Here is a 23972-nt window from a genome sequence, read left to right as displayed (position 1 = left end):
AAACACGGTTACTTTGGCAATTGGAAAAGCCCTTTAGTACCCGCAAACCAAACTTCACCTTTATTATTTCTAGCCACTGAAACGATATTTTCTCCTTGACGGCGAGCAACCAACTCTGCTTTATCACCATCAACTTTCAAAATAATTCCAGCATTGCCAACAAGATATAAATCATCACCATTAACTAAAGCACCATTGATTGATGATTCAACCGGTAATTCAATTTGTTGCCAATCATTTAATAAACTAGATGCCTTAAACACATGACCGCGTAACCCCATGACATACACATCATCACCATGGGTAATGGCATTAAACATTGAACCATCATAATCAAACTCTACACGTGAGAATGTTCGCCCCATATCATCGGATACAGCGACTAATCCAAGTTCACCCACCATGAGTAAACGATCATCATCAAGGTTAATTATTCGATTAAAATGAGGTAGTAATGCGGCACGTTCAGACAAATATAACTGTTCATCTTGTTGCTTTATTTCATTTAAATATGCAACGTCTTCTTCAAATAGTAATTCTTGATGAAACTCATCTTGCCATGTTTTACCGCCATCTTCTGTACGATAAAATAAACCATAAGCCCCAATAGCCACTCCATGTTGTTCAGAGAAAAAACGGACATCTAAAAAAGGTTTTTCTAATTCGATTGACGCCATCTGTAATGACCACGTTAAACCGCCATCATTAGTGTGGATGATCGTCGCATCATGTCCAACTGCCCAACCTAATTTTTCATTCAAAAAAAACACGTTATTCAATTGGGTGACTACAGGTGTAGGAACTTGTTGCCATTGTTGCTCTAACACTAAAACATGGCCACGTTGGCCAACGGCAACTAATTTATCACCCGCTTTGGCAATATCAACTAACAATGACGATTGCGCTTGTGGTTGTATTTGTACCGTTAAGGGATCAAGTTGTGCGTTAACTGAAGCAGTATATAAACATGCACTTAATCCTATCGCGACAGCACTGCGAAGCATGCTAACCTTCATACAAACTTCCTTAGATTTAAGGGCGCTAAGCGCCCTTTTATTTAACAAATTCGACTCAAACGAATGAATTAACGAATACCAGCTCGACGCAGTGCATCAGGGGTAAAGTTAGACTCAGATAAGTTTGCATCAAAGTTATACATGCGGCCTTCGTTATCTAATCCCATCGCTAAATAACGACGTGATTGAAGATCATGGAATACTTCTAACGTACTCCATAATGTTGGCACTTCATAATAGTTAATACTATGTGCTGTACCTACGCGATATAACTCATCACGGTTATCGTACATATCTGTTAAAGACACCTGCCAAGAATCTTCATCAATGTAGAACACACGAGTCTTATAAATATGACGCATGCCATCTTTTAATGTCGCTTTGACTTCCCAAACACGGTGTTTTTCCCAACGAGCATATTCTGGATTGATATGACCAGGTTTCAGAATTTGGTCATACTTAAGTTCATTTGAGTGCAACTTATAATCATTGTAAGGAATAAAGATTTCTTTCTTACCTACCAGCTCCCAGTTATATCGAACAGGCGATCCGTTGAACATGTCAAAATCATCTGTTGTTCTTAGACCATCAGACACTGTACCGGGTGTATCGAAGGCAACGTTTGGCGCTTTACGTACACGACGCTGTCCAGTGTTATAAGTCCATGCCTGTCGAGGTAATGCCTCTTGATCCATGGTCTCTTTAACAAGCAACGCAGTACCAGCTAAACGTGCTGGTTGGGTCACAACTTGCTTAAAGTAGAACAAAGTATTGGTTTCTTTTAACTTGTCCAATGTGATTTCAGGACGAGTATACTCAAAACGAATTTCTTCAGCGTTTTCTACTAAAGTGTATGAACCACTTGAAGTTGGAGCCGCTTGGCTACGATAAGTCTCAACATCAACACCACGGTAACGCAAAATATGGTTCCAAATAACTTCTAGACCATCTTTAGGAATGGGGAATGGCACGCCAATTGTTGCACCAGAAATACCATTGCCTTGCGCAACAAGTTCAGCTGAAGTTGCATTGACTTTAATAGCATCATAAACATATTGAGGTACAGATGCGGTACGGCGGGTTTCATAAACATTCATTTGATATGTATCAGGATACAATTCAAAAAGCTTGTTTTGACCAGGCGTTAAATACTCTGCGTACTGTGCTTTATTCGCATTAGTGATTGTGAATAAAATTTTGTCGTTAGGAAAAGGATTTAAGTGATGCATGCCTTTTTCATAACCCGCAACAGGCTTAGTAATACCACCGTCCCATGCGGGAATAGAGCCGTCGGCGTTTGCAGCTTTTTCAGCACCCATTGGTGTTAAGCTTGTACCTAATTTAGCAGCATCAGCTTCTGATACTTTCGCCATCGCAACAGGTGCGCCTAGCGCCATTATCACTGCTGCCGATAATATCGTCAGTTTTTTCATTATTATTATCCTTTTAAATCGAATACTTGACGTTAAACGAGACATAATCTCGGTCTTCCATCACGTTCGTTGTTCCCACGCCACCGAAGAAGCTGTTGTAAGAAAAATCAACGCCCCAACGGTTTTGGTAATCAAAATTCACACCTAATGCTACAGATTTTTTACCTTCAGTGAATAAGAACATTGGGTCTGGCGTAATACCGTCGACATCGTGAGAGAAAATAACTCGTGGTGCCACGTTCACACCCGCAAATACGTTATTGAAATCCGCTTTAGCGACTAAACGATATCCCCAGGCGAAATCAGTTGGGAATGGATTGGTTTCAGGACCATTATGTAAAGCTTGAATAATACCAGTCATATCTGGATTACCACCAGAACGTCCGGTGCCAGGGCCATTTAAGCGTAATTCATCAAAGCCTGGCATATCATGGATCCACACACCGCCAACTTCCGCTAACATAGTAAGGTTATCAGTTCCCAAAGTAGGACCAAATAAGTGAGTTAATGTCATTTGAGCTTGAGTGGTATCTAGCTGAATAAAACCATCAACCGTTGCACCAGGTGCAACAACATCCATTTGCGAAATACCATCTAAATCTGGTCTATAATATGGAAGATTTTTATCAATATTTGCTAGCTGCTGAGGCATAGCCGCGAAAAGTAATTCAACGTCATCAATCTGCAAAGGCTCATCAACACGGTGAGCTATTTCACCCGCTACAGAGGTATCACCGACTAAAGTGTTAAAACTAAAGCCATATAATTGGATGTCTTCAGGGTAAACAATTTGTGCTTTAGTGAAGGTTTCCATGCTTAGCAGTAATTCACGGTCAATTTGACCTTGGCTTGCTGCCAACTTAGCATAATCACCACCAACTGCGGCAGCAGTGAAGTTAGACGCGGTACCACTGATTAATGGGCGGCGACTATGGTAGTTCATATAGTACAAACCAAATTCAGTTTCATTGAGTTCAGGTGAATAAAAACCTAATTTCACACCGTACTGACCATCGTCACTTGGTTTAGCTTCATCTTGAATTAAAGCCGCTTTAGTTGAATAAGCTAACATTGCCGAAGCCATCGCAGGGTTGAAACCAGTGGCTGCAGCATTTTTATAAAGCGCTTGATATTCAGAGATTAAGAAGTCTAAATTAATATCAGGGTTAGCATTAAAGCCTAACTGCGCATTTTGGTTATAACCACCAAATCCAGCGAAATCGTTAGTCGCAAAGTTAGAGCCAGGCGTTGGAACCCAAATAGGCTCCCACTGATACTGATAGAATGCTTCAACGTTGAGGTTTTCTGTTAATCCCAAAGATGCCCACACCATACCTTGCGGACGGAATGCTTCTTTAAGCTCAGCACCTGGGGCATTAAGAATGTTTAAATCGACTGGGTTTATCACACCAATACCATGCGGGATTAAGGTGCTTTCGCCCCACGAAACGACTTGATTACCAACACGAACAGACAATGGGTTTTGACCATCGTTTAAATCCCAGTTAGCGTAAACAAAAGCATCTAATAAACGTACATCTTTACATTGAACTTCTGAAGCACGGTTATCTGCACACGGGTCAAATTCTTTACCCGTAAGAGGATCGTTGAAATCATAACTACCATTATTCAATTTGCGGTCGTAAAAATACATGCCACGAACGAACAGACCGTAGTTTTCATATTTCAATGATAATTCATGAAGTCCTTTAACAATTTCAGAGGTGGTGTCACCTTGAGAGTAAAGTAAGTTACTTAAATCATTGTTGCTTGAATAAGAGCCTGGTTGAGCCCAGATTTCTGCTGAGGTGTATTTAGTGTTTGAGAACGCTGAGTAGCCTGACCAGTCAAATTGAGGCTGATTAACCTTACCAATTTGGCCTTCCCAATCACGCTCCCCAACACGCCAGCTAGCACCAACGGTCCAGGTAGAATCAAATGTACCCTCTACATCTCCCCAATTGAATGAGAAAGCGGAAACATTTGGACTCATTCCTAAACACAAAGCCGACATTACCCCCAAAGTAATGGCCGACTTGTTAAATTTTTTCTTAACAATATTCATTTTAGCTCATCTCCGTAACCTGCTGGAATCGTTGTTATAGGAATTTAAACCAACATCTTGTTAGCCCACAGGCAACACCATTGTTACAGCATTTAACCTTGTTGAGCAAGGCCAAAACAGAGAAAATATGCAATAAAATTAACGTGGTTAACCATATCGTTACAACTAAAATAGGCCAGATATTTGAATTAACGAATAAGGAATGAAAACAGATGGGAAGCAAGCGATTAAAAACATTTTATTTCAGTAGTTTATTTGAAAAAGCGATAATCACCTTCCCATAAATTTAATAAATCAAACGTTTGAAGTAATTACTCTAACTTGGTAAGCGATTTATAAGCACCTTTGCTGTCTAACTCCAATTTAAAATTGCCTTGAATGCCATTTAAAGTCAAAAAGGGCCTAAAGTACTTTGCGTTAATTTGTAAATGCCGCCCGTCAACATCAGTTAACGCGACTGAATCACTATACCCCTGATAATATGAAGAAAACTTTCTATAACTGATAAATATATTGAAATAAAACACCATAGTATCTCTTCCACAGTAGACACCGACCACGTTAAATACGTGATTAAAAAAAGGGAAGAGAAATCCTCTCCCCTTCATAGATTAACGACAACTTAGTTCAGCGCTTTATTGACCTTCTCATAAAGATCTTTAGATAAATCGGGTAAATTCTGCAAAGTCACCAATGCCTGCTTCATTAAATCTTGTCTAACTTGGTCAAATTTAGCAAATTGGATCAACGGGGTGATCATACGAGATGCAACTTGTGGATTGGATTTATTTAATTTGATCAAAATCTGCGTCAAATATGCGTATCCAGCTCCATCTTTTCGATGAAATTGATAAGTATTGCCTGCTGCAAATGCACCAATGAGCGAACGAACGCGATTAGGATTACTAAAACTAAAGCTATTATGGTGAGTAAGATGCTTTATCGAATCAATAACATCGTCTGTATTTGATAAAGCCTGTAATGTAAACCACTTATCCATAACTAACGGCGTGGTATGCCAAGTCGCCTCAAAATCGGCTAATAACTTGCTGAGGCAATCAAACTGCCCTGTCATCGCAGCTTTTAGGGCTGCTAGGCTGTCGGTCATATTGGTAGAGCAGTTAAACTGTTCAACAACCAATGTTTCATATTCTTGTGACACTGTAGAGAGTAACGATAAGGCTACGTTTTTAAATGCCCGCGCCGATGGGTTATCAATCACGGTTAATTCACGATACCTTGCAAGTAATTCGTCTTGTGTTGCCGATGCAATTTCTTCAATGACAAATTCACGTGCCATTTGCAAACCATCTAAATCTACCGATGATACTTGCTCAATTAAAGCTGAAGCCGCTGGAAAACTTAGGATTTCAGACACTAAAGCTTGATCTAACCCTGCATCAAGAATAACGCCTCTAAATGCTTCTAATACTCTTGGATCAACCGACATGACTTCTTTGGCTGAAAGCTGCGCAACATTTTCCCAAACCGACTGACTGAATAATTGCACTGACGCTTCCCAACGTGCAACTTCACTGCTAGCAAAACGCATAATATGAACAAGCTGGTCAAAGCTGAATTCATATTGAAGTTTAACTGGCGCAGAAAAGTCTTGCAGTAATGATGCAACAGGTTTTGCTGCAAATCCGTCAAACGTAAATTGTTGTGTGGCTTTCTTCACGTCTAAAACTTTATTAATTACTGAAGCGCCCTCGGCGTTTAATATCTCAATACTAAAAGGAATATGAAGTGTTTGACCTTTAACACCATGACTCTCTACCGATTGCTTGATCGTCAAGGTGTATTGCCCCGACTCAGGATTGAAATCATCTTCAACAATAACTACCGGTGTACCAGCTTGTGAATACCAACGACGGAATTGTTGTAAATCTTTGCCACTCGCCTCTTCCATTGCATTAACAAAATCATCGCAGGTTACGGCTTGACCGTCATGGCGTTCAAAGTAACACTTCATTCCCGCCTGAAAAGCTGCTTCGCCTAAAATGGTATGCATCATTCTAATGACTTCAGCTCCCTTGTTATATACGGTCACGGTATAGAAGTTATTCATCTCGATCACTGATTCAGGACGGATGGGATGTGACATTGGGCCAGAATCTTCAGCAAACTGTTGGTTTTTCATAACTTTAATGGCATGAATACGATTAACTGCACGAGAACCTAGATCTGAGCTAAATTCTTGGTCACGAAAAACGGTTAACCCTTCTTTCAAACTAAGTTGAAACCAATCTCGGCAGGTAACACGGTTTCCAGTCCAGTTATGGAAATATTCATGACCAACAACAGATTCGATGCCATGATAGTCTTCATCTGTTGCACTGGCTTTATCGGCTAAAACATATTTGGTATTGAAAACGTTTAAGCCTTTATTTTCCATTGCTCCCATATTGAAAAAATCAACGGCAACAATCATATATATATCAAGATCGTATTCAAGCCCGAAACGTTCTTCATCCCATTTCATCGACTTTTTAAGCGAAATCATTGCATGATCGGCTTTATGTAAATTGCCTTTATCCACAAAGACCTGCAAGGTTACATTGCGACCTGACATAGTGATGAAATGATCTTCAAGTAAATCAAAATCTCCAGCCACTAAAGCAAATAAATAACTTGGTTTTGGAAAAGGGTCTTGCCAGCGAACAAAGTGACGTCCAGAGCGCGGCATCTCACCTCGTTCGATTACATTTCCGTTACTTAATAGAAATGGAAACTCTGCTTTATCCGCTTCTATTCTTACCGTATAGGTGGCTAATACATCGGGGCGATCTAAAAAATAAGTGATTCGTCTAAAACCCTCAGCTTCACATTGAGTACAATATGCGCCATCGGACATATACAAACCTTCTAGACTGGTATTAGCCTCTGGATTTAATGCGGTAGTGATTTCTAATTCAAACTCTGATTCACTAGTAGCGATGACTAATTGGCTATCTGTTTGACGATATTCACACCCTTTGCCATTTAATTTTACAGAAACTAAATTAAGCTGTTCCCCATCAAGGATCAGATCTAATTGATGCTCATTGCGTCGAGAGACCTTACTTAAAGCTACAACTTTTGTATTCTCACCGTCTAAAATGACATTTAAATCAATATGATTGATAGTAAACGTTGGTGCAGTGTAATCTTTTAAATGTTTGACTTGAGCTTCAGACATTATCATCCCTTAACAATTTTAATTTTTATAACAAAAAACGCGCTAATGCGCGTTTTTAATTGAGTGTATTTAACTATTGAGTAGGCGCTTTGGCTAGCTTTTCTGCGTCAACCATATCCAACATGATAAGTGCGGTTTCATCTAAAAAAGGATCTGGGATTTTTGCATCTTTATCATCTTCAATATCATCTAATGATTTAACCACCTCAAGCCCTTCAGCAACTCGGCGCTCATTAGTTCTATCAAGTGCACGCTTATCATCATCTTCACGAGATTTAATGCGCTCACTCTCAACTAATGAAATGGTTTTATCATCATGGTGTTTTTTAAACTCCGCGATATCGTCATTAATATAGCCAAATTCAACGTCAGCACTAATACGTTGTTGATGCTTAGTTGTTAACTGGTTTACTAACTCAGGAGCGATATTGCCTAAAGTACTGTATTGCGCTACAGGAACTTTGTCCCAAGGCAACGCATTTTTCTCTTCAGACTCACCATACTCACCTGGCTCTAACGCACTTGGATAAAGAATGTCAGGGGTAACACCTTTTAACTGTGTGCTGCCACCGTTAATCCGATAAAACTTTGCAATCGTATATTGAACATGGCCGATTGGCTTCTCATACATATCATAAATACGACCTAAGCTCTTATGCTGCTGTACTGTCCCCTTACCAAAGGTAGGCTCTCCCACAATTAAAGCTCGTTCGTAATCTTGTAATGCTGCAGCAAAAATTTCAGATGCTGAAGCACTGTAACGGTCAACCATCACTGTTAACGGGCCATCATAAGCACTCTTACCGTCATTATCTCTGTTTTGGTTAACTCTACCGTTAGCATCACGAATTTGAACAACGGGTCCCATGTCGATAAATAAACCCGTCAGTAAGGTCGCTTCGGTTAATGCTCCGCCACCATTACCACGTAAATCGATTATGACACCTTCAACTTGTTGCTCTTTTAACTTGGTCAGCTCTTTGGCGACATCTTCAGATAGGTTCATATAAAAACCAGGGATCTGAATCACGCCCACTTTGCGATTGGCAAATTCGCCTTCTTTTGGCTCAACCACTTTAGAGGTTGCTGCGCGATCTTCTAAGCGGATTTTATCGCGTACAATTGTGACATTAAAAGGTTGAGCATTTGCGCCACCTTTTTTAGGCAATATTTGCAGTACAACTTCACTGCCCTTTGGCCCTTTGATCAGTTCAACAACATCATCTAATCGCCAGCCAATAACATCGACTATTTCTTTATCTTTTTGGCCTACGCCAACAATTTTATCTTCAGGAGATAATTTCTCACTTAATGCTGCAGGGCCGCCAGCAACCAAGCTTTTGATGACGGTATAGTCATCATCCATTTGTAATACCGCACCTATACCTTCAAGGCTAAGGTTCATCTCCATTTGGAAACGTTCTGCATTACGAGGAGATAAGTAGCTAGTATGAGGCTCAACCGTTCTAGCAAACGAATTCATAACGGTCTGGAATACATCTTCGCTGTGAGTTTGACTCAAACGTTTGATGGCATTGTTGTAACGCTTAGTTAGGATATCAACAATCTCATCCCATTTTTTACCCGTAAGCTTAAGATTTAGGGCATCGTATTTGACTCTTTGACGCCATAACTCATTTAACTCTTCACCATCTTTAGGCCATGCGGCCTCTTTACGATCAAATTCGTAAGCATCACCCTGCTGGGTAAAATCAAACTCTTGTTCAAGTAAAGTTAACGCGTAAGCAAAACGTTCATATCGACGAGCTTGCAATACATCAAACATTTTATAAGCTGGAGAAATATCACCCGATTTGACCATATCATCAAACTGATCTTTATATTGTTCAAAACCATTGATATCAGCTTGGGTCAAAACGTTACGGCGATAATCAAGTTGCTCTAAAAACCGTGCATAGATTTGTTCAGAGAAAGCGTCATCTAAATCAAAACGATGGTAATGGGCGCGAGTAAATAAGTTAGTGACTCGTTTACTGGCAACTTGATGTTGAGGTTCCTGGGCTAGTTTGGGTAACTCGCTGATTTGAATCGTTGGTGAAATTGCCCATGCAGAGAATCCTGCTAATGCACAAGCAATTGAAGCGGCCAATGTGAGTTTTCGCATCAACAAGTTACTCCTTTAAAATTTATAATAGTATGTGGTCTACACGTACTTTGATGCTCAAACCAGAATCTAACTGGACGTGTACATCTTCTTTTTTAATGTCGGTAATCGTGCCAGCCACTGGAGAAGCACCTAATTTAACGTTGACACGTTGATTAGTTGATAAATCTGCCATTTTTGCAGGAACCAAATTCACGACTGGTGCTGCAACTACTGCAGGCTTTTCTTTCTTAACCACTGGACGAGGCTTAGAAGCCGCATTTTTAACTGGTTTCTTAGCCGCTGCTTTTGGCGCTTGCGCTTGGCGCTTTGCTTTGGCTTTGTCTTGGCTTTCTTTCAACGTAGATTGAGCATGATCAATATGCTCTTGCTCTAACTCACCGCAATCGTTGCCATCTAAATCGACACGTTGCACGCCAGCTTTAACACCCTTTAGGTATCTCCAGCTGCTGGTGTAACGACGTAAAGCTACACGAAGTTGTGTTTTACTGACTTTAGAATCATCAGCTAACCGTTCAGCCAAATCTTGAAATAAACCAATTTTTAATGGCTTTGTGTCGCCTTCCGCAATGAAACATGCAGGAAAGGTTTCATATAAATACGCTAAAATTGCGTTGGTGTCGGTCAACTTGTCTGTTGATTCCATTTTTACTTCCACGTTAAATAAGGGGACTAAAGTTGGCAAAAGGTTATTTGGCCAATAGTCGTTCATCTTTTGCTAAGTATTTCAGTATATCTGACACTTAACCTATAAATTAGCACTAACAACTGCATTGCTAAAGCCTTGGAAACAAAGCTTAACAAATTTGCAGCGGTTTAGACTAGTCTCTCTTTGGGACTATTACAAAATAGCACTCCATCGTCATAGGCTATTATAAAGCTCGCTGCGGCGATTGCGACAATCATTTACCTCATATTGCTTGGATTTTAACCAAATAAGCAATTTTCAAACTGTTTTACTAATAATTCAATCCCTACTTGATCATCTTCATCGAAACGATTGAGCAATGGACTGTCGATGTCGAGCACGGCGATCACCTGACCATTTTGTCTTACTGGCACAACAATTTCAGAGTTACTCGCTGCATCACAGGCTATATGCCCGTCAAATTGATGTACATCTGCCACTCTTTGAGTGGTATTTAATGCCGCGGCAGTACCACAAACGCCTTTACCAAATTCAATTCTGGTACAGGCGACCTTACCTTGAAATGGCCCAAGAACTAATCGTCCATTCTTGACAATATAAAAACCTGCCCAGTTTAAGTCGGCTAAATTATCATTGATCAATGCAGAAAAATTGGCCATTGCTGCAATTAAATCATCTTCATCAGCCAGCAAAGCTTCAGTCTGGCGAATGAGAGTATCGTAAAACCCTGCTTTCATTTATATTCCTTGAACCTAAAATCATGTCATTCTTTAAAGCACACAGACTACCAGTAGTTGTCGCTAAAAAAAATTAATCTTGTTTAACAGTCTTCTTTTTAGGCTTTGGCTCAACGATGGATTTAGGTTTCACCACCCCTTTTAGTAAATTCCCAAGCTCGTCTTTGTTTGTCGCAAGGTAAAATGCTAACTGTTCGCAAGTGTTTTCATCTAAATTAAGCTCAGAAGCTGACAGGAAAGGCACTAAACTGTCTACAACATCAAGCATTTTATCGTAGGCATCGGCTTCTTTCTTTGATGTAAATGTCATCTTCTCAACCCCTTCTCTTACCACGACAAACTGGGTAATCACTGCCATGAACACATCTCCACTGTTTTTATATACAGTGCAAAGATTGACATAAATAAAGGGTTAGACGCAATAGCAAATTGACTTGTTTTAACATTTACATCGATATTATTAATATATGTTGGCATTTTCGTATAATATAAAGCGCTTATTGATGATGGATAGCCTTAATAAAAACCATAATGCCTGAACCCAAATCATTTAAAGCGGTGATACTTTGCCGTTCCTGTGACTTTGTCATTAGAAAACGGGCTTTGCCTTCTAATGTAAGAGCACTGTGCCCAAGATGTGATACAGCCTTGTATGACACACCTTATTGTTCCTTAAATGGTCTACTCGCCTTATGCATTACCGCGCTTATTGTTTTTTTTCCCGCTAATTTATTACCAGTTCTCGAAATCAATTTTCTTGGTAGTGTGCGCACAACCACTGTTTACCAAACAGCTGTTGAAGTTTGGGGGCAAGGTTATTGGGTCGTAGGTTTGGCCGTACTCGCGTCTGCGGTTATCGCACCAGCGTTATTGATATTGTCAATTTTACTACAAGTGTTAATCATCAAATTGAATTTGAATTCATCTTTTTGGCAAAACGTTTATCGTCGTTTGCTCAAAAATCATGGCCTGTTATCACAAATGACCATGTTAGAAATTTATGTGATCAGTTTTCTTGTCTCCGCGTTTCAATTATCCGATTTCTCTGATGTCTATTTTGGCATGGGCACCTTAAGTTTCACCTTGCTTTTTTTAGCAATTCTTTTTTTGCAGCGCGAATACAACCTCGAACATATGTGGAGTTATGTCCATGTCGAAAAATGATAATGTGTTACCCGAGTTGCTTGTTCAAGTTGACAATGCTAATGACGAACCTGTTAATACAACACCACAAGGGCTTAAAATGGGTCTTTGTCTTTGTGCAACGTGCAAAAAAGTTAACGCATTAACTGAACAAAACTGTAGTCGTTGTCACTCGCCATTAAGCGCAAGGAATTATGCTAGCATCCAACAGAGCTGGGCCTTGCTGGTTACTGCGACAATTTTATTGATATTGGCGAATATTTACCCAATCACCTTATTAACAAATCGTGGTGTTGTTACCAATGACACTATCTTTAGTGGCATTTCACATCTAGTTAAATCTGGCATGTTCCCTATTGCCATCATCGTATTTACCGCCAGCATTCTTGTCCCTTGGCTAAAAATATTTGGCTTAGGACTGTATTTATGTGCGATTAGTTTTAATATTCCAATTTCTAAACGCAAAATGATGGTTGGTTTTCACATTATTGAATGGATAGGACGCTGGTCAATGTTAGATTTATTTGTCATCTCTTTGACGGTCGCATTGGTTAATATGGGGCAGTTGCTAGATGCAAAACCGGCTCCAGCAGCAACTGCATTTGCATTAGTTATTTTACTCACTCAACTCGCAGCAAAAGTGTTAGACACTCGCTTACTATGGGACCGTTTGGAAACGCATAATGACTCAAATTGAATCTCCAAAAGTTGTAAAGAAAAAACTTTTCTCACCCATCTGGTTATTGCCGATTGTTGCGTTAATGCTAGGTGCTTGGTTAGGCATAAAAAGCATTCAAGAATCTGGTGTAGAAATAAGTATTCATTTCCCTAGTGCGACGGGTATTGATGTAGGTAAAACCTTAATTAAATACCAAGGGTTAACGGTGGGTAAAGTCACTGATGTTAGCCTGGATAAAGATTTGAATGGCGTCAATGTTAAAGTGGTTATGGATTACCGCGCTGATCCTTTTTTGAATGAAAACACCCAATTTTGGCTGGTTAAACCTAAAGCGAGTATCACGGGTGTTGAAGGCTTAGAAACATTGTTTTCAGGTAATTATATCGCCATACAACCTGGCGATGGTAAATCTCGCTATAATTTTGAAGCCCAAAGAGAAGCCCCAGCTATCACCCCAGGCAGCGAAGGAATTGTGATTGAGTTACACGCGGATAAATTAGGGTCAATTGACGTAGGCTCATCGATTTTTTATCGTCAAATCCCCGTAGGAAGCGTTGTAGGTTATCGATTGTCCGGCAGTGAAAATGTCATCATCAGTGCCTTTATACAAGAACAATACGCACACCTTGTTCATGCTGACTCGCACTTTTGGAATGTCTCTGGTTTAAAAATTGATGCCTCTTTAGCCGGGGTCAAAATTAATACTGAAAGTCTGGCTTCAATTCTGGCAGGCGGGATCAGCTTTAATACTGGAACTGAAATCGAACAAGCGGAAAACGGCGATGTATTCACTTTATATGCAGATGAAGAACAAGCTAATGGCGGATTAGTATTCAATTTGCATCTAGATCAAGCTGAAGAGATTAGCAACAATGCCAGTTTGATGTATCGCGGAGTGGAAGTAGGTAAAGTTGAAAAAGTATCATTAACAGAGGCGGGAGTGTCGTTGCAGGCATCGCTTGAACAACAATATCATTCGTTACTGGCATCAGATAGTCGTTTTTGGATTTCTGGCGCCGATGTATCACTAAAAGGAATAAAGAATTTATCACGATTAGTTACGGGTAATGTTATTAATATACTTCCGGGAACCGCTACCGATGCATTACCTACAAGTTTCTTATTAGAACAAACACCACCCGATTTATTAACTCAACAAAAACTGTCTCTAACCTTATTGTCTGACTCACACACTGGTATGTCTATTGGTGCTCAAGTTAGATATAAGCAGTTGCCGATCGGCACCGTCATTTCAAGCCGCTTAAGTGATGATTTCTCTGCGGTACAATATCAAGTCGAAATATTCCCTGAATTTAAATCTCTTGTCACTCAAGGAAGCTATTTCATCAGTGAACAAGCGATTAAATTAGATGCCTCTCTTGACAGTATTAAGTTTGAAACCCGCGATGTCGCAACGCTATTAGAAGGCGCGGTGACCTTGGTTCCAAGCAAATCTAAAAGCTTAGCCAAAACAGGTAGCCAATTTAACATTTATGACAGTATTGAAACCGCCCAGAAGCTATTTACTGAACAACAAAAAATCAAGTTAGTGTTAAACAGTCAAGATGGTGCAGGCTTAAGCGAAGGGGCACCCATTTACTACAAAAAAATGCAAATTGGTCGAATTGCAAAAATTCAGTGGCAAGCCGCAACTGATCTCTTTTCACTCAATTTAGCGATCGATAAACAATTCGAACAGTTGTTGCAACCGAAAACCGTTTTTTGGCGTAATGATGCCATGTCCGTTAACGCCAGTTTAGCTGGTGTTAAAATAGATGTTGCACCACTTGCTGGAGCCATTAAAGGCAGTATTTCGTTAGGGTTTATCGATGATGAAATTTTTAAATCGGTCAATATAAGCAGTTTGTCGTCACAAACTGGCATCACCATTAATGATCAGCTTTATGATAACCAGCATTTGGCCTTAACCCAGGCTAAACCGATAACAATCACCTTACCTGCAAGTGCAAAAATAGAAGCTAACTCCCCTATCCGCTTCCGCGGACATAAAATAGGTGAAGTGAAACAAGTTAAGCTGGCAAAAGATTTATCAAATCAAATAGCCAGTGCGTATTTGTATGGTGAATATGCAACACATTTTAGTAAACAAAATACCGAATACTTTGTCGTTGATGCTCAAGTCTCTTTAGCGGGCATTCGAGATGTAGATACCCTAATCACTGGTGCTTATATTAGTGTATTACCTGGAGATGCTGAATCAACAAATAACCAGTTTGAAGCAAAACTTGCCGCTCGTTATGATGCAAATACCCCTAAAGATGCACTCACTTTCACCCTGATTGACAAACAATTAGGATCAATCAAAGTCGGTACACCAATATTTTTCAGAGGGATTGCTATTGGTCAAATTGATGGATACAACCTGTCAAAAACGGGTCAGCAAGTATTGATGTTTGCACATATCCGCTCTGAATATTCACACTTAGTGAATACCAGTAGCCAATTTTGGGATGCCTCAGGAATTAAACTGGAAGTGGGTATTTTCTCAGGAGCACAGATTGAAACAGGCTCGTTGGAAACCTTATTATCTGGTGGGATATCAGTAATAACAAAAGACATCACTTCAAATATCAATGGCATAAGCCCATCAAGTGAGTTTAAGTTACAAAACCGCATGAAACCAGAATGGGAAGAATGGAAACCCGCACAGCAATAATCAATGCTTAGATTGACTATTAATAATAAAAAGCGAAGTAAATAATTTACTTCGCTTTTTATGTAGTTGAACATCCAATCTGACATAATGTCAGATAGCGCAAAAAATGTCTTAACCAACACACACCTAGAGATTAAGCTTTAAACATTATAAATTTGTTGAGGATATATCTCTTGAACTGATTCTAGTCACAATTAAAATAAACTTAAAATTGGATAGACCAGATCAGCCAATTTTACTGATATACTCGTTAGAAAATTACAATAAGCACTTCATTTAATTGTGCTAATGCCATGTGAGTGACTATGAAACTGCTTAAACCGCTTTTCGATAATAATCGTCGTTGGGCACAACGCATAAATCAAGAAGACCCATCATTTTTTGAAAAACTCGCAAAACAGCAAAATCCCGAATACCTATGGATTGGTTGCTCAGATAGCCGCGTACCCTCAAACCAAATAATCGATTTAATGCCTGGTGAAGTGTTTGTACACCGAAATATTGCCAACATGGTCATCCACACTGACTTGAATTGCTTATCCGTTTTACAGTATGCAATCGATGTACTCAAAGTAAAGCACATCATGGTCGTCGGACACTATGGCTGCGGTGGTGTGAAAGCTGCGATGCAAAATCAGCGTCTTGGGCTCATTGATAACTGGTTAGGACATCTGCGTGACATTTATCGTATGCATCAGTCAGAGCTAGTTAACCTTGATGAGCAAGCTAAATTTAATCGCTTATGTGAATTAAACGTTATCGAGCAGGTGGCTAACGTCACTTCATCTCCAATATTGCAAGAAGCTTGGGAAAGAGGTCAAAATGTTTCCATCCATGGTTGGATTTATGGTATCGATAATGGCCTGTTAACCGATTTAGATGTAACTATTGATCGTGAAACGGCGATGAATACAGCGCAATAACCCCATCAATAAAGATGAAATTACAAAACCCTAATACATTTAGGGTTTTGCTTTAACTAACGTAAATAGCATTATAAATCGACAATTGACCACTTACCTGTATAATCCGCGCCCTAAATACTCTTTCATATCAGTCTTATTCTCACAACGCTAAACCTAGCCACTTGTCGATAAATATTCTGTACCACTCATTTGGAAACTTGCTTTGATTTCTACCGCAAATATTACTATGCAATTTGGTCCTGAACCATTGTTTGAAAACATCTCTGCTCAGTTTGGACACGGCAATCGTTATGGCTTAATCGGTGCCAATGGATGTGGTAAATCTACCTTCATGAAAATCCTCAGTGGCGAACTTGCCCCAACTTCTGGCAATGTTTCCATTTCACCAGGCTTAAAAGTCGGTACGCTAAGCCAAGATCAATTTGCGTTTGAACAATATAGCGTGGTTGATGCGGTGATTATGGGTGATGTTAAGCTTTGGAAAGTAAAGCAAGAGCGTGATTTCATCTATAACAAAGCTGAAATGACTGATGAAGACGGTATGCGTGTAGGCGATCTAGAAAGCCAGTTTGCAGAAATGGATGGATATACTGCTGAAAGCCGTGCGGGTGAGATTTTATTAGAAGCGGGTATTGAAGAGTCGTTTCACTTTGGTTTAATGCAACAAGTTGCACCAGGTTGGAAGCTACGTGTGTTACTTGCTCAAGCCCTATTTGCTAACCCAGACATCTTATTATTGGATGAACCCACCAACAACTTAGACATCCATACCATTAGTTGGCTGGCAACAGAGTTAAATAAACGCAAATGTACCATGATCATCATTTCCCATGATCGTCATTTTTTAAACTCTGTTTGTACCCATATGGCCGATATTGATTATGGTGAACTGCGGATTTACCCTGGTAACTATGAGTATTTTCTTGAGCAATCAAGTTTGCTGCGTGAACAACTACTTGCGGGTAACGCGAAGAAAAGTGCTGAAATAGACGAATTGCAAGACTTCGTTAATCGTTTTGGTGCCAATGCATCAAAAGCAAAACAAGCCAGCTCTCGAGCCAAAAAGATGGATAAAATTAAACTAGATGAAGTGAAATCATCAAGTCGGATAACACCATCAATTCGCTTTACAGAAAGCAAAAAATTACATCGCCAAGCACTTGTTCTGGAAGAGTTAGGCCATGGTTTTGATGAAGTGTTATTCGAACATGGCAACCTCATTCTAGAAGCTGGATCAAAACTTGCCATTATTGGTGAAAACGGTGTAGGTAAAACTACCCTACTACGTTGTTTAGTCAATGAAATAGCCCATAACCAAGGTCGTATTAAATGGTCGGAAAATGCCGCTATTGGATACTGCCCACAAGACAGTAGCGCAGATTTTGATAACGACATGACTCTGTTTGATTGGATGTCATTATGGCGCACGCCAAAGCATAACGATTTAATGGTCCGCGGTATGTTAGGTCGTTTATTATTTACTGAAGACGATGCGAACAAAAAAGTGCGTAACTGCTCAGGTGGTGAAAAAAACCGTCTACTGTTTGGCAAATTGATGATGATGGACATTAACGTCTTGGTTATGGATGAGCCAACCAACCATATGGATATGGAAGCGATTGAAGCCCTCAATCAAGCGCTAAAACTATTTGAAGGCACCTTAATATTTGTTAGCCACGATAGAGAGTTTGTCTCCTCCCTTGCGACCCGTATTATTGACGTCAAAGATAAAAAATTGATCAATTTCCAAGGTACCTTTGATGAATACCTTGCTAGCCAAAATCCGCTTACAAATTAGATAGTCATTTTATTTAAAATGTCAGTCGACAATTTTACTGACTACACTCATGAAAAAGGCCTGATACATTTATTGTATCAGGCCTTTTTTATGAGTGTATCTTAGCAAAGCCATTGAAAAACAAGCACTGCTACTGGCAAAGCTTATGATGTAATAAATTTTATGCTGCTTATCAATACATCAAGAAAGAACCCCAAAACGGTGCCTCGACATACTCTGTCAAGAAAACCAATCTAAGATGGTGTAAGAGCTCATGAGCGCTGTAGACGTTTAATGTTAGGCTTCAATCATCTTGTTATTGTTAAGATAAAGGCGACACCACTGTGACTAAACCACTACTGAATGATGTTATCTAAGATTGTCGGAGAAAATTTTAAGAGATGTTTGAGGTTGATGCTTGGTCAACTCAAATTTTAAACATAAAAAAGCCCCAACTAAGTTGAGGCTGCTTTATCCATCACTCATTTAACTTGATGTTAAATAGAGCTTAATAATGGTACCCGAGGCCAGACTTGAACTGGCACGCTTATTCAGCGAGGGATTTTAAATCCCTTGTGTCTACCGATTCCACCACTCGGGCAAACTTTTGTTTTAAACTGTAAATTACAATTCAAACTCAATTTGGAGCGACATATCGGGTTCGAACCGATGACCTATACCTTGGCAAGGTATCGCTCTACCAACTGAGCTAATGTCGCTGAATCTTTAGTGCATGTAGAGTTGCTTTGCATTAACTGCATAAGTTCCCCTGAGTGCGGGTTCGCATTTTACCGTTTCTAACTTAAGAGTCAATCAATAAAATAAAAAAATTATCTTAAACCAGTTTAACTGCTGCATAAATGTTCATGATGCTTTAATTCATGATATTGATAAGCCATACAAATAATAAAAGCACCCACAGGTGCTTTTATTCAAAGGCCCAAATTATGGCTTATTTTGGCAATGATAGCGTTGTTAACCCCAGCATCTTTTGCATCACGCCAACAACTTGACAGCTATATCCAAACTCGTTGTCATACCAAACATATAAAATGGCACGTTTACCGTCAGCAATAGTCGCTTGAGAATCAATTACCCCAGCGTAACGCGAACCGACTAAATCGCTCGAAACAATTTCCGTCGACTCAGTAAAGTCGATTTGATTTTGTAACTCAGATAACAAAGCGACGTCTTTCAGGTACTCGTTAAGCTCATCACGATTTGTTTCAGCATTTAAATTAACGCTGATAATTGCCATTGACACATTTGGCGTTGGCACGCGAATAGCGTTACCCGTTAACTTACCCGCAAGCACTGGCAGCGCTTTAGCAACCGCTTTGGCAGCACCGGTTTCTGTGATAACCATGTTCAATGGCGCACTTCTACCGCGACGGTCTGCACTGTGATAGTTATCGATTAAGTTTTGATCATTGGTATAAGAGTGAATAGTTTCAACATGTCCATTCTCAATACCATACTTATCATTAACCGCTTTTAGTACCGGAGTGATCGCGTTTGTCGTGCAGCTTGCCGCTGAAACAATTAAATCTTCCGCAAGAATGTCGTCCTCGTTGACGCCATATACCACATTCTTGATTGCGCCTTTAGCAGGTGCGGTTAATAACACTTTTGAGGCACCCGGACTTTTTAAGTGTAAGCCTAAACCGTCTTCATCTTTCCAGATACCAGTATTATCGACCACCAAAGCATCTTTAATACCATACTTAGTGTAATCAACTTGATCAGGTGAGTTAGCATAAATAATTTGAATATAAGTCCCGTTGGCAATGATGGCGTTGTTTTCTTCATCAACTTCAACTGAACCATTAAATGGACCATGAACAGAATCTCGGCGTAATAAACTAGCACGCTTCTCTAAATCACCTTTTTTACCACCGCGCAGCACGATGGCACGTAAACATAATTTGTTGCTTTTACCTGTTCTTTCTATTAACAAACGCGCAAGTAAACGGCCAATACGGCCAAAGCCATATAACACCACATCACGTGCTGGCATGTCATCACCGTGGTTAATGCCTTGTGCTAATTGGTTTGCCATATACGCTTCAATTTGGCTAGCATCGGTATGTTCACGCCAGTAATTAACCGCCAATTTACCGATATCAACTTTACAATGCTTAACAGCAAGCTTGCTTAGTGCTTGGATAAATGGGAAGCTTTCACGTAGTCGTAATTTTTCACCCACATGACGACGAACCAAACGGTGCGACTTAATAATTTCAATAGTCGATGCGTTTAATAATGGCTTACCGTATACCACAACCTCAACACCTTGGTTACGATATAATTTACCAAGTAGAGGTTGCATCGCCTCTGCCATTTCAAAACGTTCTTGCCAACTTTGTAGATGTTTATCTGCGCTCATGTAGGGTTCCTTTATCTCACTTTTCTTTAATATATTTTTAGAAAGGTTTGAGTAACAAAAAGAAAAGACCAATAATTAGTGTATTGTGGGGAATATCCCCGCTAGGTCGGCGACATTGTAATGAAATTGGCTGCATTTCGCCAGTAACAAATTTTCGCTAAATATGTAATTTTATTAGACAAATACCCCAAAGGAGCTCATTTTGAAGCAAAATCTAGTAATAATTACATCATTTAGTTTTATAAGCGCTTTTTTAGGGCTTTTAGGCTGCGAAAATGACCGAAATAGCGACGTAATTTGTAAAAATAATCCTGAACTTTGTGCAGATTTACATCAAGATAGTTGGTGCAGATTTGAAAAAGGTGATCTTGTTCGTCACAGATTAGTGCTCAAACAAACAGAAACACATTCAGGACAACAGCTTTTTCAACAACTTATTTATCTTGAAAACTACAGTAACTGTATTGAGCTTGCAGCAGGCGTTCAGCACATTTTAAATCCTGAACGCACGCAAGATAGAGAACGAGCTTATGCTGTCAGCACCCAAACGTTAAATGAGCTGCAAGAATACACCAAAGATAATCCTGATATTTATCTCGCATATTACCGTTGGTTAAGGTTTAACGACAAAGCTTCACAGGATATTGTATTAGCTGCATACCAAGCAGGTAATGTCGCTGAACCACAAATACTAAGCCAATTAGCTGCATACTATGTAAGAGTCTCCCCTCTCGAAGCCAAACGTATCTACCGAGATTTATTTACCAAAACGAGTTTTGATAAATTCAATTCTGACTGGTTACTTGGTCTAGCAAGTGTTTTTCAGCAGCAACAAAATTTTGAATACGTTTATCTGTTTACTAAAGCAAATACGTTAATCACTGAAAATCAGGTAGATCAAAAACAACTTTTTGGTTTAATCGGTGGAAATCAAGCCTTAGCGCAGCAATTAGATATGCAAGCGCAAACCTTGATATCCGATTTGAAAAGTGGCGATTTTGCCAACTCAGCAAGCGTAATCTTGCTCAATGAACCCGATAACGCCCAATAATAACTTTCACTTTGTTGCTCATAAAAACCACAAAAACCATAAAATGGAAATAAATTACGAAATTTTTGAGTCTAAAAGCACTTTTATAAGCGATTTAGCTTGACGAACCCCACCAATTTGGTAATTTTACAACCAGGCGATTTATGTGCCACCAAATTTATTTTTAACTGAGGGATATGAGATGACTATCCGTGTTGCTATTAACGGCTATGGCCGTATCGGTCGTAATGTATTACGTGCTTTATATGAAAGCGAAAAAAACTACCCTATCGAAATCGTTGCTTTAAACGATTTGGGTGATGCTTCAATTAACGCGCATTTAACCAAGTATGATTCTGTTCATGGTCGTTTCAACGCTAAAGTTGATCATGACGATGAAGCTATCTATGTTAACGGTGATAAAATTCTAACGTTCCAAGAACGCGATCCATCTAAGTTACCTTGGGCTGAATTAAACGTTGATGTTGTATTTGAATGTACTGGTATTTTCACTTCTAAAGAGTCTGTACAGCCACATTTAAATGCGGGCGCAAAGAAAGTGATTATCTCTGCACCAGGTAAGAATGTTGACGCGACTGTAGTATATGGCGTGAACAACGACGTATTAACTGCAGACATGACTGTGATTTCAAATGCTTCATGTACAACAAACTGTTTAGCCCCTTTTGCTAAGCCTTTAAATGATGAAATTGGTATTGAATCTGGTTTAATGACCACCATTCATGCTTATACCAACGATCAACGTTTATCAGATGTATACCACACTGACTTGCGTCGCGCTCGTGCTGCTGCAATGTCAATGATCCCAACTAAAACCGGTGCTGCGGCAGCCGTGGGTTTAGTGGTTCCTGAGTTGCAAGGTAAATTTGACGGCCTAGCTGTACGTGTACCAACGGTAAACGTTTCTTTAGTTGATTTAACCTTCTTAGCGTCTCGTGACACGACTGTTGAAGAAATCAATGAAATTGTGACTCGTGCATCTAAGCAAGCACCTATGTCAGAAGTACTGGCCATTAATGAAGAACCATTAGTGTCTATCGACTTTAACCACAATGCATTCTCTTCAAACTTCGATGCAACGCAAACACGTGTTAATGGTCGTCTTGTGAAAGTAATGTCATGGTATGACAACGAATGGGGTTTCAGTAACCGCATGCTAGATAACGCTGTAGCGTTGATGAACGCTAAGTAATCGTCTAATCGATTCGTTCTCTAAAAGCCTCGCAAAATGCGGGGCTTTTTGTTTGGGCTCGATTTCAATTTATCCATGTGTCTATTTAATATTTTGAATTAGCATCACGATTCACACTTAAATAAACGAGTATTATTTCACTATTGTTGACATTAAAACTCAAGAATTGCCTACATCTTGCAATCATCATATTTTTCATTCCACCTTAAGGCCTGCTAATGATTTCAAAATTACCTCGTTGGGTAGAGTTTGGTTCATTTATTCTTGCTTTAGTGGCTGGAATCGTTAATGCGGTTGGGCTATTAGGTTTTCAACATCAATCAATTTCTCACATCTCCGGCACTGCAACCATGCTAGGTACCGGTATTATTGGTGCTAATCTATTTGATGTCGTTCACCTGGCGCTTGTGTTACTGAGCTTTGTTATAGGCTCAGCCATTTCAGGATATTTTCTGCGGGGCGGCTCGTTAATTTTAGGCCGGAACTATAGTGGATTATTAATACTTGAAGCGATATTTCTATTTAGCGCAGTATATTTTCTGTCTGCCGATTCAGTACAAGGGCATTATTTAGCTTCTGCCGCTTGCGGTCTACAAAATGCACTGGCAACTACGTACAGCGGTGCCGTTGTGCGAACGACGCATGTTACAGGGATATTTACTGATTTAGGTATTATGCTAGGCGCCAAGTTAAGAGGTGAAGCCTTTGATAAAAGAAAAGCTTTGCTATTTATATTGATCATTACCGGGTTTATTTCAGGCGGAGTGTTTGGTGCTTTGTTATTTACTCTCTTTAAGTTTAACGCGCTGTTTGTGCCAGCAAGTATCTGTGTAATGTTGGCAATAAGCTATTCGGTATATCTGTCGCAGTTAAAACGCTGACAATTCAAAATATTAACCCAATATTTTCTTTTACATACAAAAAAGCCGACAATT

At 39.6% G+C, this 23972-nt stretch carries 18 protein-coding genes and 2 tRNA genes; 8 read left to right on the top strand and 12 right to left on the bottom strand.

Annotated elements, in window-relative coordinates:
- Positions 1 to 8: 8 nt before the first annotated feature.
- The 9 genes from ORI98_RS12035 to ORI98_RS11995 all read right to left on the bottom strand — a co-directional run bounded on the left by ORI98_RS12035 (position 9) and on the right by ORI98_RS11995 (position 11564).
- Positions 9 to 1016, bottom strand: a complete 1008-nt coding sequence (locus ORI98_RS12035) for a YCF48-related protein (RefSeq protein WP_306135363.1) — start codon at positions 1014 to 1016, stop codon at positions 9 to 11.
- 68 nt (positions 1017 to 1084) lie between these two features.
- On the bottom strand, positions 1085 to 2449 hold the full coding sequence (locus ORI98_RS12030; protein ID WP_261296674.1) for a DUF1329 domain-containing protein: 1365 nt from the start codon (positions 2447 to 2449) through the stop codon (positions 1085 to 1087).
- 13 nt (positions 2450 to 2462) lie between these two features.
- Positions 2463 to 4514, bottom strand: a complete 2052-nt coding sequence (locus ORI98_RS12025) for a DUF1302 domain-containing protein (protein ID WP_306135362.1) — start codon at positions 4512 to 4514, stop codon at positions 2463 to 2465.
- Positions 4515 to 4825: 311 nt separating this feature from the next.
- Complete coding sequence (locus ORI98_RS12020; RefSeq protein ID WP_306135361.1) at positions 4826 to 5044, bottom strand: DUF2835 family protein; 219 nt, start codon at positions 5042 to 5044, stop codon at positions 4826 to 4828.
- A 92-nt stretch (positions 5045 to 5136) separates the two neighbouring features.
- Positions 5137 to 7695 (bottom strand): aminopeptidase N, encoded by a 2559-nt coding sequence (pepN, locus tag ORI98_RS12015; protein ID WP_306135360.1) that lies wholly within the window; start codon positions 7693 to 7695, stop codon positions 5137 to 5139.
- A gap of 73 nt (positions 7696 to 7768) precedes the next feature.
- Complete coding sequence (prc, locus tag ORI98_RS12010; protein WP_306135359.1) at positions 7769 to 9820, bottom strand: carboxy terminal-processing peptidase; 2052 nt, start codon at positions 9818 to 9820, stop codon at positions 7769 to 7771.
- Between the two features lie 22 nt (positions 9821 to 9842).
- Positions 9843 to 10466 (bottom strand): RNA chaperone ProQ, encoded by a 624-nt coding sequence (gene proQ / locus ORI98_RS12005; protein WP_306135358.1) that lies wholly within the window; start codon positions 10464 to 10466, stop codon positions 9843 to 9845.
- A 281-nt stretch (positions 10467 to 10747) separates the two neighbouring features.
- Entirely contained in the window at positions 10748 to 11206 is a 459-nt protein-coding gene (locus ORI98_RS12000; RefSeq protein WP_261296680.1) for a GAF domain-containing protein, read from the bottom strand.
- A 73-nt stretch (positions 11207 to 11279) separates the two neighbouring features.
- On the bottom strand, positions 11280 to 11564 hold the full coding sequence (locus tag ORI98_RS11995; protein WP_261296681.1) for a YebG family protein: 285 nt from the start codon (positions 11562 to 11564) through the stop codon (positions 11280 to 11282).
- Between the two features lie 173 nt (positions 11565 to 11737).
- Between ORI98_RS11995 and ORI98_RS11990 the strand changes: the two genes are divergently transcribed.
- The 5 genes from ORI98_RS11990 to ORI98_RS11970 all read left to right on the top strand — a co-directional run bounded on the left by ORI98_RS11990 (position 11738) and on the right by ORI98_RS11970 (position 18429).
- The gene (locus tag ORI98_RS11990; RefSeq protein WP_261296682.1) at positions 11738 to 12370 is read left to right on the top strand and encodes a paraquat-inducible protein A; all 633 of its coding nucleotides are present in this window, start codon (positions 11738 to 11740) and stop codon (positions 12368 to 12370) included.
- 79 nt (positions 12371 to 12449) lie between these two features.
- The gene (locus ORI98_RS11985; protein ID WP_261296937.1) at positions 12450 to 13046 is read left to right on the top strand and encodes a paraquat-inducible protein A; all 597 of its coding nucleotides are present in this window, start codon (positions 12450 to 12452) and stop codon (positions 13044 to 13046) included.
- Positions 13033 to 15705 (top strand): PqiB family protein, encoded by a 2673-nt coding sequence (locus ORI98_RS11980; protein WP_306135357.1) that lies wholly within the window; start codon positions 13033 to 13035, stop codon positions 15703 to 15705. The genes ORI98_RS11985 and ORI98_RS11980 overlap by 14 nt, the downstream gene beginning before the upstream one ends.
- A 305-nt stretch (positions 15706 to 16010) precedes the next feature.
- Positions 16011 to 16628 carry a carbonate dehydratase gene (gene can / locus ORI98_RS11975; protein ID WP_306135356.1) on the top strand — a complete coding sequence of 206 codons (618 nt, stop codon included), beginning with the start codon at positions 16011 to 16013 and terminating at the stop codon, positions 16626 to 16628.
- Positions 16629 to 16833: 205 nt separating this feature from the next.
- Positions 16834 to 18429 (top strand): ABC-F family ATPase, encoded by a 1596-nt coding sequence (locus tag ORI98_RS11970; RefSeq protein WP_261296685.1) that lies wholly within the window; start codon positions 16834 to 16836, stop codon positions 18427 to 18429.
- 494 nt (positions 18430 to 18923) lie between these two features.
- On the opposite strand, the gene ORI98_RS11965 is transcribed toward ORI98_RS11970, so the two are convergent.
- From ORI98_RS11965 to ORI98_RS11955, 3 genes are all read right to left on the bottom strand, one after another.
- A tRNA-Leu gene (locus ORI98_RS11965) sits at positions 18924 to 19009 on the bottom strand.
- A gap of 42 nt (positions 19010 to 19051) precedes the next feature.
- Positions 19052 to 19127, bottom strand: a tRNA-Gly gene (locus ORI98_RS11960).
- 233 nt (positions 19128 to 19360) lie between these two features.
- Positions 19361 to 20794, bottom strand: a complete 1434-nt coding sequence (locus ORI98_RS11955) for a glyceraldehyde-3-phosphate dehydrogenase (protein ID WP_306135355.1) — start codon at positions 20792 to 20794, stop codon at positions 19361 to 19363.
- Positions 20795 to 20996: 202 nt separating this feature from the next.
- Between ORI98_RS11955 and ORI98_RS11950 the strand changes: the two genes are divergently transcribed.
- The 3 genes from ORI98_RS11950 to ORI98_RS11940 all read left to right on the top strand — a co-directional run bounded on the left by ORI98_RS11950 (position 20997) and on the right by ORI98_RS11940 (position 23918).
- Positions 20997 to 21845 carry a DUF2989 domain-containing protein gene (locus tag ORI98_RS11950; protein ID WP_306135354.1) on the top strand — a complete coding sequence of 283 codons (849 nt, stop codon included), beginning with the start codon at positions 20997 to 20999 and terminating at the stop codon, positions 21843 to 21845.
- A 181-nt stretch (positions 21846 to 22026) separates the two neighbouring features.
- Positions 22027 to 23037: a type I glyceraldehyde-3-phosphate dehydrogenase gene (gene gap / locus ORI98_RS11945; RefSeq protein WP_261296688.1), complete on the top strand. Its 1011-nt coding sequence runs from the start codon at positions 22027 to 22029 to the stop codon at positions 23035 to 23037.
- 218 nt (positions 23038 to 23255) lie between these two features.
- A complete protein-coding gene (locus ORI98_RS11940) occupies positions 23256 to 23918 on the top strand; it encodes a YoaK family protein (RefSeq protein ID WP_306135353.1) in 663 nt (220 codons plus the stop codon).
- The last annotated feature ends 54 nt before the right edge of the window (positions 23919 to 23972 follow it).

Origin of the sequence: Shewanella sp. ULN5 (assembly GCF_030731885.1) — a bacterium.
Lineage (GTDB): Bacteria > Pseudomonadota > Gammaproteobacteria > Enterobacterales > Shewanellaceae > Shewanella > Shewanella holmiensis.
Note: the sequence above shows the minus strand (reverse complement) of the source record. Positions and strands in the feature narration are given on the sequence as shown.

Excerpts from the sequence above, each read along its gene's own strand:
- ORI98_RS12035 (WP_306135363.1), bottom strand. The coding sequence starts at position 1,016 with ATGAAGGTTAGCATGCTTCGCAGTGCTGTCGCGATAGGATTAAGTGCA.
- ORI98_RS12030 (WP_261296674.1), bottom strand. The coding sequence starts at position 2,449 with ATGAAAAAACTGACGATATTATCGGCAGCAGTGATAATGGCGCTAGGC.
- ORI98_RS12025 (WP_306135362.1), bottom strand. The coding sequence starts at position 4,514 with ATGAATATTGTTAAGAAAAAATTTAACAAGTCGGCCATTACTTTGGGG.
- ORI98_RS12020 (WP_306135361.1), bottom strand. The coding sequence starts at position 5,044 with ATGGTGTTTTATTTCAATATATTTATCAGTTATAGAAAGTTTTCTTCA.
- pepN (WP_306135360.1), bottom strand. The coding sequence starts at position 7,695 with ATGTCTGAAGCTCAAGTCAAACATTTAAAAGATTACACTGCACCAACG.
- prc (WP_306135359.1), bottom strand. The coding sequence starts at position 9,820 with ATGCGAAAACTCACATTGGCCGCTTCAATTGCTTGTGCATTAGCAGGA.
- proQ (WP_306135358.1), bottom strand. The coding sequence starts at position 10,466 with ATGGAATCAACAGACAAGTTGACCGACACCAACGCAATTTTAGCGTAT.
- ORI98_RS12000 (WP_261296680.1), bottom strand. The coding sequence starts at position 11,206 with ATGAAAGCAGGGTTTTACGATACTCTCATTCGCCAGACTGAAGCTTTG.
- ORI98_RS11995 (WP_261296681.1), bottom strand. The coding sequence starts at position 11,564 with ATGGCAGTGATTACCCAGTTTGTCGTGGTAAGAGAAGGGGTTGAGAAG.
- ORI98_RS11990 (WP_261296682.1), top strand. The coding sequence starts at position 11,738 with ATGCCTGAACCCAAATCATTTAAAGCGGTGATACTTTGCCGTTCCTGT.
- ORI98_RS11985 (WP_261296937.1), top strand. The coding sequence starts at position 12,450 with ATGGGTCTTTGTCTTTGTGCAACGTGCAAAAAAGTTAACGCATTAACT.
- ORI98_RS11980 (WP_306135357.1), top strand. The coding sequence starts at position 13,033 with ATGACTCAAATTGAATCTCCAAAAGTTGTAAAGAAAAAACTTTTCTCA.
- can (WP_306135356.1), top strand. The coding sequence starts at position 16,011 with ATGAAACTGCTTAAACCGCTTTTCGATAATAATCGTCGTTGGGCACAA.
- ORI98_RS11955 (WP_306135355.1), bottom strand. The coding sequence starts at position 20,794 with ATGAGCGCAGATAAACATCTACAAAGTTGGCAAGAACGTTTTGAAATG.
- gap (WP_261296688.1), top strand. The coding sequence starts at position 22,027 with ATGACTATCCGTGTTGCTATTAACGGCTATGGCCGTATCGGTCGTAAT.
- ORI98_RS11940 (WP_306135353.1), top strand. The coding sequence starts at position 23,256 with ATGATTTCAAAATTACCTCGTTGGGTAGAGTTTGGTTCATTTATTCTT.